14 protein-coding genes are annotated in these 14,828 nt (G+C 67.0%); 7 read left to right on the top strand and 7 right to left on the bottom strand.

Going from position 1 to position 14,828, the window contains the following annotated elements; all coding sequences use genetic code 11:
* Position 1: 1 nt before the first annotated feature.
* Positions 2 to 751, bottom strand: a complete 750-nt coding sequence (locus ACQY72_RS04725) for a hypothetical protein (RefSeq protein WP_428156108.1) — start codon at positions 749 to 751, stop codon at positions 2 to 4.
* Positions 752 to 830: 79 nt separating this feature from the next.
* The gene (locus tag ACQY72_RS04720) at positions 831 to 1,421 is read right to left on the bottom strand and encodes a hypothetical protein (protein ID WP_428156107.1); all 591 of its coding nucleotides are present in this window, start codon (positions 1,419 to 1,421) and stop codon (positions 831 to 833) included.
* Between the two features lie 396 nt (positions 1,422 to 1,817).
* Between ACQY72_RS04720 and ACQY72_RS04715 the strand changes: the two genes are divergently transcribed.
* Positions 1,818 to 2,474, top strand: coding sequence for a response regulator transcription factor (locus ACQY72_RS04715; protein ID WP_428156106.1), 657 nt, complete (start codon positions 1,818 to 1,820; stop codon positions 2,472 to 2,474).
* Here ACQY72_RS04715 and ACQY72_RS04710 read toward each other — a convergent pair.
* Positions 2,471 to 2,950 carry an ATP-binding protein gene (locus tag ACQY72_RS04710; protein WP_428156105.1) on the bottom strand — a complete coding sequence of 160 codons (480 nt, stop codon included), beginning with the start codon at positions 2,948 to 2,950 and terminating at the stop codon, positions 2,471 to 2,473. The two genes, ACQY72_RS04715 and ACQY72_RS04710, sit on opposite strands and share 4 nt — an antisense overlap.
* Before the next feature lie 32 nt (positions 2,951 to 2,982).
* Here ACQY72_RS04710 and ACQY72_RS04705 point away from each other — a divergent pair, with 32 nt between their 5' ends.
* Positions 2,983 to 3,267 (top strand): hypothetical protein, encoded by a 285-nt coding sequence (locus tag ACQY72_RS04705; RefSeq protein WP_428156104.1) that lies wholly within the window; start codon positions 2,983 to 2,985, stop codon positions 3,265 to 3,267.
* A gap of 16 nt (positions 3,268 to 3,283) precedes the next feature.
* Here the strand turns inward: ACQY72_RS04705 and ACQY72_RS04700 are convergent, their stop codons facing one another.
* From ACQY72_RS04700 to ACQY72_RS04690, 3 genes are all read right to left on the bottom strand, one after another.
* Entirely contained in the window at positions 3,284 to 5,674 is a 2,391-nt protein-coding gene (locus ACQY72_RS04700; protein WP_428156103.1) for a TonB-dependent receptor domain-containing protein, read from the bottom strand.
* Positions 5,675 to 5,750: 76 nt separating this feature from the next.
* Positions 5,751 to 6,710, bottom strand: a complete 960-nt coding sequence (locus ACQY72_RS04695) for a FecR family protein (protein ID WP_428156102.1) — start codon at positions 6,708 to 6,710, stop codon at positions 5,751 to 5,753.
* A gap of 109 nt (positions 6,711 to 6,819) precedes the next feature.
* Entirely contained in the window at positions 6,820 to 7,347 is a 528-nt protein-coding gene (locus ACQY72_RS04690; protein WP_428156101.1) for an RNA polymerase sigma factor, read from the bottom strand.
* A gap of 198 nt (positions 7,348 to 7,545) precedes the next feature.
* On the opposite strand from ACQY72_RS04690, the gene ACQY72_RS04685 reads away from it, so the two are divergent.
* Both ACQY72_RS04685 and ACQY72_RS04680 read left to right on the top strand, forming a co-directional pair.
* Positions 7,546 to 8,511, top strand: a complete 966-nt coding sequence (locus ACQY72_RS04685; protein WP_428156100.1) for a glucosamine inositolphosphorylceramide transferase family protein — start codon at positions 7,546 to 7,548, stop codon at positions 8,509 to 8,511.
* A 3-nt stretch (positions 8,512 to 8,514) separates the two neighbouring features.
* Positions 8,515 to 9,669 (top strand): glycosyltransferase family 4 protein, encoded by a 1,155-nt coding sequence (locus ACQY72_RS04680; protein ID WP_428156099.1) that lies wholly within the window; start codon positions 8,515 to 8,517, stop codon positions 9,667 to 9,669.
* Positions 9,670 to 9,673: 4 nt separating this feature from the next.
* On the opposite strand, the gene ACQY72_RS04675 is transcribed toward ACQY72_RS04680, so the two are convergent.
* Positions 9,674 to 10,264: a class I SAM-dependent methyltransferase gene (locus ACQY72_RS04675; RefSeq protein ID WP_428156098.1), complete on the bottom strand. Its 591-nt coding sequence runs from the start codon at positions 10,262 to 10,264 to the stop codon at positions 9,674 to 9,676.
* 136 nt (positions 10,265 to 10,400) lie between these two features.
* Between ACQY72_RS04675 and ACQY72_RS04670 the strand changes: the two genes are divergently transcribed.
* The 3 genes from ACQY72_RS04670 to ACQY72_RS04660 all read left to right on the top strand — a co-directional run bounded on the left by ACQY72_RS04670 (position 10,401) and on the right by ACQY72_RS04660 (position 14,757).
* Positions 10,401 to 12,437, top strand: coding sequence for a TonB-dependent receptor (locus ACQY72_RS04670; RefSeq protein WP_428156097.1), 2,037 nt, complete (start codon positions 10,401 to 10,403; stop codon positions 12,435 to 12,437).
* A 163-nt stretch (positions 12,438 to 12,600) separates the two neighbouring features.
* Positions 12,601 to 13,809, top strand: a complete 1,209-nt coding sequence (locus ACQY72_RS04665; protein ID WP_428156096.1) for an LL-diaminopimelate aminotransferase — start codon at positions 12,601 to 12,603, stop codon at positions 13,807 to 13,809.
* Between the two features lie 3 nt (positions 13,810 to 13,812).
* On the top strand, positions 13,813 to 14,757 hold the full coding sequence (locus ACQY72_RS04660) for a DUF808 domain-containing protein (RefSeq protein ID WP_428156095.1): 945 nt from the start codon (positions 13,813 to 13,815) through the stop codon (positions 14,755 to 14,757).
* Positions 14,758 to 14,828: the final 71 nt, after the last annotated feature.

Raw genomic sequence — 14,828 nt, 5'->3', positions numbered from 1 at the left:
CTCACAGCAGCACGATGGAAGCGGTGAGGTCGCCGGATGCCGAGGCGGCGAGGGCCGCCGGTATCTTCACCTGACGCGTAGCGCCGCCGGCGATCACGCTGACCTGGCCGACATCGACGTCGGCGGCCGGCACTTCGTGCGACTGTCCGTCCGCCGTCTTCAGGATGATCTTGGCTTCCCGGATATAGGCGAAGCCGGTGCCCGAGTTGCGGGCGGTCAGTACAACGTCGCCGTTCGGCGCGCGAGACACGGCCGTGACCTCGATTTCAGCCCTTGCTCTAGGCGGGGCCACGAAGACGTAGGTGTTGATGGTGAAGGCGACCTGGACATCGGCCCCGGCGCCGCCTTCGCTGGGCGTCGTCTGCATGTTGATCGGCAACTGAGCCGCCCGGACCAGATACATTCGTCCTTCCTCGACGGCGTCGCCGGTATAGCGGACCTGGATCACCTGTTCGCGATTGGGCGGGATGACGGACTGGACGGGAAAGACCGCGATGTCCCTGTCTTCCTCGACTAGGGAACGGGCGCCGGTTTCGTCCACCTGCATACGATAGGTTTCGATCTCGACAGTGGCTGGTGTTGCGCTGGTGTTCCTGACGGTCATCCGATAGCTGGATCCGCCGCCGGACGGCGTGATCTTGGACACCATGGGCGAGACGTCCATGGCCTTGGCCGGCGTCGTCGTTCCCGTCATCAGAACTGTCGTCAGGGCCGTTGCGGCCATCAGCGTAGCGAATGCACGACGTGTCATTGGTTGCCCCCGTTTCCTGTCAGAATTCCTCAAGAAGAAGCAGGGGGCCGACCGAAGGCGGCCCCCGCTTTCGCGACGATCAGGCGGGATCGAGCGAGAAGTTGAAGATTTCCGTATAGGTGCCGGCCGGAGCCGAGGCGGCGCCTGGACCCGAGGGAGAGGCGGCGCAACCCGAGGAGCCGGGGTTGGTCGGATCGCCCTGCGTTCCGCCCAAGCCGCTGCCGCCGGGGACGTTGTAGCAGAGGTTCAGGAACAGATCGCCGTAGACGCCGTCCGCCAGCTTTTGGCTGTAACCGCCCGAGTTGGTGACCATCGCCGGCTCGCCGGGATAGGTGTCATTGGCGGCGAAGCCCAGGGTGGGGATTTCCGGCACCGACAGATCCCAGTCGTAGTTGATCAGCTTGCCGGCCGAAGACTTGAAGTCGCCGTTCGTGGCGCTTGAGGTCAGCTTGGCGCCGGTCGCCGCATTGCACGACATACGCAATGTGGTGACCTTTTGACGTGCGCCGTTGGCGACCGCGACGTTACCGCCCGCAACATTGGCCAGGCCGATGCCGCAGAAGTTGGTCACGCTGGTCGAGACGGTCACATTGGTCTGAGCGCTCGACACGGCCGGCATCGCCAGCAAGGCCGCGGCAGCAGTCGCCGCCGCAATAAGATAGGTCCGCATAATATTCCTCCAGCTTTTCAATGTTGTTGCCCAGCCAACGAGATCGGCAGGGGCCACAATGTCGTGGCGTCTTCATCTATTCACCGCTGGAGGCGGCGCTGCATCGTCAAAGAAACTATCGATTATTGTCTAGTTAATTTTCGCATCGTTATTGCGAGAAATAAGGCACAGGTGCCGGCTTCCCATGATCTCTGCGTAAATGGAGGGCGCGAGGCTTCTACACCGAACCTGATTGCGTCGTATTCGCAAGCGCCGATCTCTCCCCAAACTCGGGTATGTCAATTCTTCCTAGGGTTGGATACGACAATAGGGTGAGCTGTGCCCGTTGAATGCTCGACTCTCGGAATGGCTGTTCACGGTTCGAGCATAGAGGCCCAGTCACGAGGGAGGGCTGCGATGATCGTGGGCGTAACGGGTTTTCTTGCGGTCGGCGGCGAGGTCGGTGATTGCGATCCACGACAGGCGGACCTGAACTTCTACGATGACGCTGAGATCATTCCGCAATGGTCCCGCGCCATTGCGGCATGGGTCAATATCGACCCCCGGGCCAGGATGCTGCTTTCGCGTTCGGGACGCATCGGTTGGGCCAACGACGCCGCCTATCGCATGTTGCAGGAGGCAGGCGTGTTCAGGGTCGTGGACGATCACCTGGTGTCCGACAGCGCGCAGATGGCGGCGGCGCTGGCGCGACTTCTACGGGACGCCGTGTCGGGCGAGGCGATCTATGCCGTCACCGCCATGGACGCCGACCGGCAATGGCTTCTGCGTTGCCAGCAACTGATACCCGGCGACGACGACAGTATCGGTTTCGCGGCGCACAGAATGGCGGATCGGGTCTCCTATGAAGCGATGCTTCAAATCCATCATCTCACCCCCTGTGAAAAGCACATCGTCACCATGATGCTGGCGGGGATGGAAACGGGGCGCATCGCTCAAAAGCAGGACATCTCCATCGAGACGCTGCGCACCCATATCAAACACGCCTATCGCAAGCTGGATGTCACCAGTCGTGGCGAACTGTTCGCCAAGGCCGTGGATTTCGCGGGCCTTTAGGGGTCGAGGGGGAGGCGGGTTTCGACGCGCGAGCCTCGCCCGGTCGCCACCCCGTAATGGGCCGAGCCGCCGTGGGCTTCAGCTATTGCGCGCACGACCGCCAGGCCCAGGCCGGTGCCGCCGGTGTCGTCCGAACCGTGCGTGAAGGCGGTGAAGACGGACTGGGTCATGGCGTCGGGCAGTCCGGGACCGCTGTCCTCGACGGAGATGACGGCGAAGCGGTCATCGGCCGTCACGTTGATGGCGACAGGGCCAGGATCGGCGCGGCGTCGTTCTATCTGATCTTCATGCGGGATGCGGCGACGTTCGACGGCGGTTTCGCCGACGCCGATCCGGTGCAGGCGGCGTTGCAGCGCGGGGCGACCTATAAAGTCGACCAGTTGGCGCGCGGCCGTGTTGCCTATGGCGCGGTGTTGGCGATGCAGTCGCCGGACTTCGTTGCAGGCGTTCGCGCCTATGCGGCCGATCCTGAGCAACGACGAGAGCGCCCTGTTGCTGGCGGCCGCCCATGCCGACCGTCTCGCATGGAACGGCGCCCTATACGCCGGCGGTGACCCGGTCCTTTAGCATCGCCGCGCGGCCGCTGCTTGGGGAAAGCGTGACGGATGATGGGAGTGACGGCGTGCTGCAGGATCCGAACGCGACCTTCTGCTTGCAGATGTCCAAGCTGAACCTGTTCCAGTGCCTGGCCGCGGCCAAACCCAGCTATGAGGACATGTTCTGCATCGGTCGGCACGTGGTCAGGGACCTGGCCGACTGCACGCGCACGGCCGTCAGTCCTGCGTCGAACTGAGAACCGGCGGGCGTCGCTATTGAGGCGTCCACCTCAGCGTGACGCCGATAGTGCGGGGGCGCAAGGGAGTGACGGCCTGGGCGTCAGGCAGGCGGAAGGGGTCGCTGTAGGCGAAGGTGTTGGCCTCGGTGTCGAACAGGTTGTCGACGAACAGGGTCGCGACCCAGGGTGAGGCCTCCACACCCAGCGCGAACCGACCCGTGCCATAGTCGCCCATGCGGTTCTGCTGGCGTCCGTCGAAGGTCAGACGGGACGAACCGACGTATGACAGGCCTCCGTCGGCGAGCAGTTGAAGGCGATCACCGAGCGGCCGACGCCAGGTGAAACCCAGATTGGCCGAGGCCTTGGGCACGCCGGGCAGACCGGCGTCACGTCGGGAATCGAACTGATCGCTGGGGTCGGTGATGCGGGGATCGGCGACCAGACCATTGGCGAACAGTTCCAGCGTCTCGGTCGGTTTCCAGTTCGCCTCGATCTCGAACCCCAGATCGGCGCCGTCGCCGACGTTGACGACATAGGCCAGTCCGCTGGGCAGGAACTGATCGCTCTGCACGTCGCGCCAGCGCGCGGCATAGACGGCGGCGCGAACGCGGGCGCGTCCGTCGGGCGAGCGATATTTGGCGCCGAACTCCAGGTTCCACAGCGAGTCCGGCTGGTATTCGCGCGCCGGTGAATCCGCCATGCCGCTGAAGTCCTGGCCGATGACGCCTGCTGTGTTGAAGCCCCCGGCGCGGTGACCCTGGCTGATCTGGGCCGACAGGTTCAGACGCTCGCTGGGCTGCCAGGCCAGGGCGATCTTGGGCGTCAGTCCGGAGGACGCGCCGCTCCCGTCGAAGGCGCGCCGCCGCGAACCCTGGCGCACCTCGGAGGTCGTCTCGTAGTCGAGGGCGTAATAACGGACACCGGCGGTCAGGGTCAGTTTTTGCGTCAGGTCAAGCGACGCCTCGCCATAGACGGCGGCCTCGTCCAGGCTGTCGCGGCGCGCCTCGGAATAGACGGTCAGCGGCGCCGGCCTCAGGGCCGACAGGATGGGGTTGGTGCGGGTGGTGCTGGACGACACCAGCCCGCCGGCCAACCAGCGCCAGCGGCCCACGTCGGGCGAGGCGAAGTTGGCCTCGCCGACGATCAGATGGATGTCCTTGTTCTCGTCCAAGGCGCCGATGCGCCAAGGCGACCCAAAGCGGCGCAGGGCGCTGGAAGCGTCGTATCGGCTCTTGAACCCATGTTCGACCACCGCGAGCGAGGCATTCATATTCCCCCAGGCGCCCCGACCTTCCAGCATCAGCGAGGCCTGATCGAAGCGGTTCTGGTGGGGTTCGCGCACTAGGTTCGCGCGGCGCAGCGGGCCCAGGCCGCGATACACATAGTGGGTGTCCTCGGTCACGATCGACTGGTGGACGACGCCCGCTCGCGCGGTCCAGCCGGGCGCGATCTCCAGCGCCGCCGACACCCGTCCGCCACGCCGCGTGCCGTCGTTGACCCGACGCAGCTTCAGTTCGACGTCGTTGATATAGCCGCTGTAGGTCTCGCCATAGATGGCCGCCCGGATCGCCGCGCGATCCCCCGCCAGCGGCAGGTTTGCGATCAGCGAATAGTCGGAGTTCGCGCCGCCGCCGCTGGTGTGGGAGCGGGTGAGGGCGACGGACAGGTCTTCCTGACCGAACTCGGGCGCGCGCGTCACGATGCGGACGACGCCGCCGATGGGGCCGGTGCCATACAGCGTGCCCTGCGGGCCGCGCAGAACCTCGACCCGGTCGATGTCGATCAGTTTCAGATCCGGGTCGGGCGCGCTGTAGGTGACCGGGGTCAAATCCAGATACAGACCCACGGTCGATTGGGTCAGGCCGGTGAAGACGCCGTCGGAGATGCCGCGCAGCAGGATCTTGTTTCGGCCGGGACCGAGGTTGGTCACCGTCATGCCGGACACCAGGCTGTCCAGGCCCTGCATGCCCGTGACGCCGGATCTGCCGATCCGTTCGGAAGCGACGGCGGTCATGGCTGAGGACGAGTCCTGGATCAACTCAGGCCGGCGAGGGGCCGTGACGACGACCTCGCTGACCTGGGCCACGTCTTCGGTCGGCGCAGGGCGAGGTGCTGGTTCTCGCGGAGACGGCGGAGCCAAGATCGATGGGGGGCGGGATGGCGTACGGCTGATGATAACGGCGCCGTCTGCCCGGATGATATGGCGGCATCCCGATCCTGCCAGGATGCGGGTCAGGGCGGTACCCAGCGACATGCGGCCATGAAGCGCCGGACTGGTTCCGGCGCAGGCGCTCAGACTGCCGCCCAGCGACACGCGCGCCTGAAGCGCAAGGTCGAGCAGCGCGCCATCGACGGACTGGCGGGGGACGTAGAAGTCCAGCGTTCGCGTGTCGGCCGCCTGTGCCTGCGCCGACAGGGCCGTCATCAAAAGCAGCCCAAGGCTGGGGATCAGGGCAGCGGCGCGTGACCGGGTATGGCCGGAGGTGGAAGGCCGCCTGGCCTCAGCGGGCGCCACGCGCGCTTATGCGAACTTGGGACGTCGAGGCCTCGACGCGAACGGGTGCGAAATCCTGGAGCTGCTGCAACATCACGGCCTCGTCGCCTACACGCAGGGCGCCGGTGAAACGCAGCGCCTGAACGGGCGTCGATAGCACGACTGGCTTGTCGAGATAACGCGAAAGATCGTCGGCCACATCGCTCAACGGACGGTCACGATAGACCAGCACGCCGCTGCGCCAGGCGGAAGCGCGATCCGGCGAGACGGTGCTCATGCGCGGCGTGGCGTGGCCTCGTTGTTCCAGGGTCTGGCCGGCGGTCAGGCGCACGGCCGTCGGGGCGTTAGCTGGCGTCACGGCGACGACCCCGCGCTGGACCGCCACGGCGAAATTGTCGCCGTGGTTCAGTACGTTGAAGGCGGTGCCCAGCACCTGGACCTGATGGTCGCCGGCGGCGACCACGAAGGGATGGGCCGGATCGTGGGCGATGTCGAAGGCGGCCTCGCCCTCGGCCAAGGAGACCGATCGCCTGTCGTCGTCGAAACGGACGTTCAGCCTGGAATAGCGGTTCAGATAGACGTGCGAACCGTCTTCCAAGGCGACCGAAAGCGGCGCGTCGGTGGTGGCGTAGGTCCGGCCGTTGGGTGTCATCCCGAGCCACAGACCGACGGCCAGGGTGACGCTGGCGGCGATGCCGAGACCTGCGCCGAGCCAAGGCGAGCGACGGCGGGCGCGGCGTTCGCGGGCGGCGGACAGGTCGATGACGGGTGCCGCCGTGATCGGGGCTATGTTTGCTGCATCCAGATCAACCCAAAGCCGTTCGACGGCGTCATAGGCGTGCGCATGGGCGGGCGAGACCTCCAGCCAGGCTTGGAAATCGAGCCACGCGGATTGGGGCGCCGTCTCGTCACGCAGGGTGACGAACCAGTGCAGCGCCTTCTCCTCAATGTCGGTCCCTGCGGTCATCCGATCCCAGCCTGGAGTTCCGCCGTGCAACGGACTTCCTGATAACCAGACGGCGCCGCAGAGGCCGCGCCTCCAGATTGATTCCCCAATAAGGTGAAAAAGGCCGTCTTCATGGCTGAACCTTTCGGGCCAGAATGCGCAGGGCGTCCATCATGTGTTTCTCGACGGAGCTGCGCGAAACGCCCAGTTGGGCGGCGATGTCGGCGTAGCTGACGCCGTCAAACTTGTGCAGACGAAAGATCGTCTGGGTCTTGGGCGGCAGGGTGTCCAGCGCGGCGACTAGCCGGGCCAGCCGTTCGCGGCCTGCCACGACGGCCTCTGCGGAAGGGGCGGCGTCCAGATCTTCCGCCACGCCGACCTCGTGATTGATCTGTCGCCACTGGGTGTCGCGGTTGGCCGCCCGCTGGCTGGAACGCCAGCGGTCCATCAGCAGATTGGAGGTCAGTCTGAAAAGGAAGGCGCGCGGGTTGTCGGGCGGCGGGTCGGGATTCAGCGCCGAGACCTTGAGGTAGACGTCCTGCAGTACGTCGTCGACATCGCCCGACGCACCGCCCAGCCGCGCCCGGCAGAACCGGGCCAGTTCTTCACGCTGCTCCAGATAGGCGGCGACCAGGGGATGCGCGGCGGGCGCGGTCAAACGGGCGAAATCCTCTCGTTCGGCCAAGGCCGGCCATGACCCTCCATGCCGTGACGATTTTTCTGAGGCAAGGGCCGGTCGGCGGCGTCCTTGTCATGAAGGCGCCGTGTCACGGCGACGGGCAGGATCCAGATGCGCGCGTTTGCAGGATACGACGGCACGACGGCCCCGGCCTTTTCGGGCGGCTAGGGCGTCGTCATGTTCGATATCTGGCGCTCGGGCTTCATCCGCCGTCCCTCAAGCAGTTTCATTGACCATGCCCCGCACGCGGACGAGGTGACGTGGCTGCCGGACTGCGGGCCGCACGCCTATGTGGCGGACCCGTTCGGGATCACGCGCGACGGGGTGCTGACCGTCTTTGTAGAGGCGTTCGACTATCACGTGCGTCGTGGCGAGATTCACTATCGCCAGTACGATGCCGATGACCGGCTGGTGGGCCAGGGCGTGGCTTTGGCCGAGCCCTGGCACCTGTCCTATCCGACCCTGATCGAGGACGGCGGCGAACTCTACATGCTGCCTGAGGGCCACAAGAGCGGCGGGCTGATACTGTATCGTTGCGTGCGGCTCCCGGACCAGTGGGAGGCGGTCGCGCGCGTCGGCGAGGCCGCGGCGATCGACGCGACGGTGGTGAAGCACGACGGCCGGTGGTGGATGTTCCACGCCCTGCCGGGGCCCGACGATCGGGCGATGCGCGAACTGCACGTCGCCTGGGCCGACAGCCTGACCGGGCCTTGGACGCCGCATTCCGGCAATCCGGTGATCAGCGACTTTCAGACCTCGCGGCCGGGCGGTTCGGCCTTCGTGCACGACGGCGCCCTGCATCTGCCGGTCCAGGACTGCGCAGAGACCTATGGCGCGGCGATCAACCTGCTGCGGATCGACGCCCTGTCGCCGGAGACCTTTTCGGCCTCAGTCGTGAAGCGGTTCGAGGCGGGCGATCTGATCGAGGGCTTCGCCGACGGTTTCCACACCCTGTCGGGTCATGGCGACGTCACCTTCATCGACGTGAAGGGCGTCCGGCAGTCGCCGGCCGAGCCCTGGCTGAAGGCCGGGTTCAAGGCGCGCCGCCTGTTGGGTCTCAACGGCCCGCGAGGCCGGCGGGCGACCGGCGCTGTCGTTCATCCCCAGATTTTCGTGACCGCTTGCGTTCGCAAGGAAGGCTAGACAATGCGTATCGCCGTCGTTCTGCCTCGTGGCTGCAGCTTCTGCCCCGACAAGGCCAACTCGATGGAGACGGTGGTGCGAACCCTGTCGGCACACAGCCGGTTGAACCGTTCGGTCACCCTGATCTGCGATGCGGGCGCGGCGCCGTGCGCGGACCTGAACATGCTGACCGTGCCGGCTGGCCTGGGCCGCAAGGCGCGCAACGAAGCGGTGGCTTCCATCCTCAAGGCGCTATCACCGGACATCGTCGAATATCATCAGCAGCTGAAGGCCGCGTCCGAACTGGCGCGCCAGTTCCCGGGCGCGACCCACGTCCTCTATCGCCACACCCGCATCAAGCCGGCCAAGAACCCCATCGAGGCATTCCGCTACGGTCGCCGTCTGGCGCGGTTCGACCGGCTGGTGTTTGTCAGCAAGGCGGCGGGTCAGGAGTTCGCGACGGACTATCCGCGTCTGGCGGGACGGGTTTCCTCCGTGTGCAACCCTATCGCGATCGAGGCCTGGCGTGCGTCTCCGGAGGTCCGCGAAAACCTGATCCTGTTCTCCGGTCGCGCCATGCGGGACAAGGGGCTGGACCTGTTCTGCACGGCCCTTGCCGAGACGCTGGATCGTCATCCCGACTGGCGCGGCGCGTTGATGCTGGGCGATTGGGAGAAGCATCAGGCCTGGGCAGAGCCTCTGGTTCAAGCGCTGGACCGGTTTGGCGACCGGGTCGAAATCTACAAGTCGGCGTCGCTGGCCGAAGTCAGAGACGTGACGCGTCGCGCGGCCATCGCCGTGACGCCGTCACGCGTCCGCGAGGCCCTGGGACTGGCGGCGCTGGAGGCCCATGCGGCGGGCGCGGCCCTGATCTCGTCGGGTCGTGGCGGTTTGCGCGAAGCGAGCGGCGAACACGCGGTCTATGTCGAGGTCGAGGACGCCGCGCGCCTGACGGCGGCAATGAACCGGCTGGTCGAGAATCCGGGGGAACGCTTGGCCCTGGCGCGCAGCGGTCAGGATTTCGTGGAGCGGGTGCATTCCCCCATCGCGCGCGCTGCCGAATTGGACGCCCTGCGCGAGGCCCTGGCCGACCGGTCACTGTCGAGCCGCGCTGCGTCCAAGGTCCACTGGCCGTGGTTTCTGCCGCGACATGGGTCGCAACCCAGGCTTCAGGGATAGGCGCTCAAGCCCTACGGACGAAGCTGTCGTAGACATGGGTCACCGCGTCGAACCGGACGCGTGTGGCTTGATCGCCCAGCGGCGTCGGCTCGAAGTGCGCTTCGGTCAGGCCGGCCGCGACCGGATCGTCGATCTTGTCGGTATTCCAGCCCAGCAGCAGCCGCCCGCCGGGACGCAGGATGGCCGCCAGCGCCTTTAACGCCTTTCGCTGCTGCTCGGGACTGTCGACGCCGTAGCCCAGCACGCCGTTGCAGACGATGGCGTCGAACGTCATGTCGGAGAAGAACCGATCCGCCTCGCAGACATCGCCCGTGCGGTGCCGGCCCTCGCGGCCCCAGCGTTCGGCCGACGCGTCGATGTCGGTCGTCCAGACCTCGCCGCCGTGGGCTTCTAGTGCGGCATAGTCGTCCAGCGTATACTCGCGGCACCCGACCCACAGGATGCGACCGCCGTCTGCCGCCAGGGCGGGAACATAGCTGTCGGCCATCACACGCCGGTCTGGCAGGCTGCGGATGCGGGCGGCCTTGGCGGACCGTCGCTTGCGGTCGGCCTCCTTGCCGAAGATCAGCGCCCTTACGACCGTTCCCAGACCCACGCGCTTCCCCTTCGATTGCCCCATGGGGTTGTTATCGAGCGGCGGTTGATCTGCCAATCGCCAGCTTGGCGATTTTGCAGGGCTTTATTGCAAAGCCAAGCTTTGATGGGACCGCGTCAGCCCCTAGTGACGGCGCATGATCCAGGACGCTCCTCCCCCCGTCGTCGCCCCCGTCGCCTTGCCCGAGATCGTCGTGACCGCCGCCCGCCTGCCGCCGGCGGCAGCCGATGCGGCGTTTTCGGTGGTGCGGATCGATCAGGCGGTGTTGTCCCGATCGTCGAGACTGGACGAGGCGCTGCGGTCAGTGCCGGCGGTGTCGCTGTTTCGACGCACGACCAGCGCGGCTGCCAATCCGACGACGCAAGGCATATCGTTGAGGGCTATCGCGCCGTCGGGGGCGGGGCGGACGCTGGTGTTGCTGGACGGCGTGCCGCTGAACGATCCGTTCGGCGGTTGGGTCATCTGGTCACAGGCGACGCCGGAATCGCTGGAAAGCCTGGACGTGATCCGGGGCGCTGGGTCGGGGCCCTACGGGGCTGGCGCACTCACCGGAACGATCACGCTGCGAGAGCGGGGTGAAGGGGGCGTGCTGGATGTGTCAACTGCTGAACGCGGCGGGCTTCGGGCGGCGGGGTCGGCCTCCACGCGCCTGGGGCCGCTGGCGGTGACGCTGAGCGGACTGCGCGAGGTCAGCGACGGCTATGTGCCCGTGCGCGGATCGGCGGCGGGGGCGGCGGATACGCCGCTGGATCTCGACAGCCGCAGCGCGGCTCTGCGGGTCGATACGGCGCTTGGACAGGCGAACCTGTCGGTGCGGGCGGCGACCTGGGAGGAGGATCGCGGATCGGGCCTGGCCGGAACCCGCGCCAACGCCAGCGGCCACAGCCTCAGCGCCACGGCCGCCCAGGCGCCGACGGCGAATGGCTATGGCTGGCGGCTGCAGGCGTGGCGGATCGACAGCAACCTGGCCAACAGTTCGGCCTCGGTCTCGGCCGACCGGGCGACCACCACGCCGGCCAACGATCAGTACAAGACCCCGGCGACAGGATGGGGGCTGAACGCCGCCCTGCGCCGTCGCATGGCGGAGTTCGCGGGTGGCCGGCTGGAGTGGGAAGTGGGCGCGGATGCGCGCTTCAACGACGGCGAGACCAACGAACTGTTCAGCAATCCCACGGGCGCGGGCTTCGCCAGAGGCCGTCGCGCGGGCGGCGAGACGGCGGTGGCGGGCGCCTATATCGATGCGTCCTGGACGGCGGCCGAATGGCTGGTGGCCGGCGGCCTGCGGGTCGATCGATGGGAGAACACGGGCGGGTTCCGCAACGAATACACATTGGCGACCGGCGCTGTCCTGCTGGACGAGAACGACCCGGATCGGTCGGGCGAGGTGGTCAGCGCGCGCCTAGCCGTGCGGCGTGATCTGGGCGGCGGCTATGCGGCGCGGGCGGCGGCCTATTCCGGGTTCCGGCCCGCGACACTGAACGAACTGCACCGGCCGTTCCGCGTCGGCAACGACATCACCGAGGCCAACGCCGCCCCGACGCCCGAGACGCTGAAAGGGATCGAGACCGGGCTGGCGTTCGACCGCGACGGCGTGCGCTGGGGCGCCACAGTGTTCTGGAACCAGATCGAGGACGCCATCGTCAATGTGACGATCGGGACCGGACCCGCGACCTTCCCGCGCGCCGGGTTCGTGCCGGCGGGCGGGGTGCTGCGTCAGCGTCAGAACGCCGGGACCATCGACGCCTGGGGCGTGGAACTGACCGGGGCTGTGGACCTGTCGTCCGCCCTGTCGCTGAACGCCGCCGCATCCTGGACAGACGCCGAGATCGACGGCGGATCGGCCGCTGCGCAACTGACGGGCCTGCGTCCCGCCCAGGCGCCGGAATGGAGTGCGACCGCCGGGCTGGACTGGCGCGCGACCGACCGACTGACCCTTGCCCTGGCCGCACGTTACGAGTCCAGCCGGTTCGACGACGATCTGAACAGCCGCGTTCTGGATGCCGCCGTCACGCTGGACGCACGGGGAGAGTGGGCGCTGAACCCGCGCACGACCCTGTGGCTGGCGACGGACAACCTGTTCGACACGGACGTCGAAGTGTCGGAAACGGGGACGGGCGTCGCGGGTTACGGCCCGCCGCGCACCGTCAGCGCGGGCTTCCGTCTGCGCTATTGATCGCAACCGGAAGCGACTTTTCCGAATGCGTTTTTGCGTCAAGCACAGATTTCGTCCGTCCAGCGGGTGAAAATGACCCTCAAAGCTGTTGCGTGAGGCCGCAGGCGCGCTAAGCGCTAGAGACGGCCGACCCCCGGCCAAGACCCCGAACGACGAGCCTGTCATGTCCGAAGAATTCTACCGCATGAAGCGGTTGCCGCCCTATGTCATCGCCGAGACCAATGCGATGCGCGCGGCGGCCCGTGCGGCAGGCGAGGACGTGATCGACCTGGGGATGGGCAACCCGGACCTGCCGCCGCCCCAGCACGTGATCGACAAGCTGATCGAGGTGGCGAAGAAGCCGGACGCCCACGGTTATTCGGCGTCGCGGGGCATTCCCGGCCTGCGCCGCGCCCAGGCCAACTACTATGGCCGCCGCTTCGGCGTCGATCTGGATCCCGAGACCGAGGTGATCGTCACCATGGGCTCCAAGGAAGGGCTGGCCAGCCTGGCCACCGCCATCACCGAGCCGGGCGACGTGATCCTGGCGCCCAATCCATCCTATCCGATCCACACCTTCGGCTTCATCATCGCCGGCGCCGCGATCCGCAGCGTGCCGACCACGCCGGACGAGAAATATTTCGAGGCGCTGGAGCGGGCCATGGCCTTCACCGTGCCCCGGCCCAAGATCCTGGTGATGAACTATCCGTCGAACCCGACGGCGGAGACGGTGGACCTGGCCTTCTACGAACGCGTCGTGGACTTCGCCAAGTCGAACGACCTGTGGATCATCAGCGACCTGGCCTATTCCGAGCTCTATTACGACGGCAAGCCGACGGTCTCGATCCTGCAGGTGCCAGGGGCCAAGGACGTGGCCATCGAGTTCACCTCGCTGTCCAAGACCTACAGCATGGCCGGCTGGCGGATGGGGTTCGCGGTCGGCAACAAGAAGCTGATCGCGGCCATGACGCGGGTGAAATCCTATCTCGACTACGGCGCGTTCACGCCCATCCAGGCGGCGGCCTGCGCGGCGCTGAACGGACCGCAGGACATCGTCGAGCAGAACCGCAAACTCTATCACCGCCGTCGCGACGTGCTGGTCGAAAGCTTCGGCCGCGCGGGTTGGGACATCCCCAAGCCCGCCGCCTCCATGTTCGCCTGGGCGCCCTTGCCGCCGGCCCTGGCGCATCTGGGCAGCCTGGAGTTTTCCAAACAGCTGCTGACCCACGCCAAGGTCGCGGTCGCGGCGGGCGTCGGCTACGGCGAGAACGGCGAGGGCTTCGTCCGCATCGCCATGGTCGAGAACGAGCAGCGCATCCGCCAGGCCGCGCGCAACATCAAATCCTATCTGAAATCGCAGGGCGTCAACGTGCCGCCCAGCCGGGAAGACTGAGCCATGCCGTCCGGATTGATCGCGCTGCTCGACGATGTCGCGGGCATCGCCAAGCTGGCGGCGGCGTCGGTGGATGATGTCGGTGCGGCGGCGGGCAAGGCCTCGACCAAGGCGGCCGGGGTCGTGGTGGACGATGCGGCGGTGACGCCCCGCTATGTCATGGGCCTGTCGCCCAGCCGCGAGTTGCCGATCATCGGCAAGATCGCTCTGGGGTCGTTCCGCAACAAGCTGATCTTCATCCTGCCGGCGGCCCTGTTGCTGAGCGCCTTCGCGCCCTGGGCCATCACGCCGATCCTGATGTGCGGCGGGACATACCTGTGTTTCGAGGGGGCGGAGAAGCTGCTGGAGGCCCTTGGCCACGGCGGGCACGAGACTGCGGCGCCGGTCGCGGGCGATGCGGCGGCGCTGGAGAAGACCACGGTGGCGGGGGCGGTGCGGACCGACCTGATCCTATCGGGCGAGATCATGGCCATCGCCCTGGCCGATGTTGCGGCACAGCCGATCCTGACCCAGGCGGCGGTCCTGGCCGTGGTCGGGATCGCCATGACCATCGTCGTCTATGGCGCGGTCGGTCTGATCGTGAAGATGGACGACATCGGCCTGCATCTGGCGCAGCGGCCAAACGGCGGCGTCCGCGCCCTGGGTCGCGGCCTGGTCAAGGGCATGCCGGTGGTGATGAGCGCCCTGTCGGTCATCGGCACCGCCGCCATGTTGTGGGTCGGCGGGGGCATATTGATTCACGGCGCCCATACGCTGGGCCTGCACTGGCCGGACGTGCCGACAGGGCAGATCGAATATGCCGTTCATGCCGCTTTGGGGCCGTTGGGCGGCGTCGCCTTCTGGGTGATGACCGCCGTGGTCTCGGCAGTGGTCGGGCTGATCGTCGGCGGGCTGGTTGTTCTGGTCGTGTATCAGGTCGGGAAGCTGCGGGCCAAGGAATCACACTAGGAGCGACGGCGCGCTGTCACGCGGATGCAATCCGTAGCGACTAGAGGCCGGTCGCCCGTTGTTGGAGTCAC

The organism is Brevundimonas sp., assembly GCF_965279155.1.
In the GTDB taxonomy this organism is placed as follows: domain Bacteria; phylum Pseudomonadota; class Alphaproteobacteria; order Caulobacterales; family Caulobacteraceae; genus Brevundimonas.
Note: the sequence above shows the minus strand (reverse complement) of the source record. Positions and strands in the feature narration are given on the sequence as shown.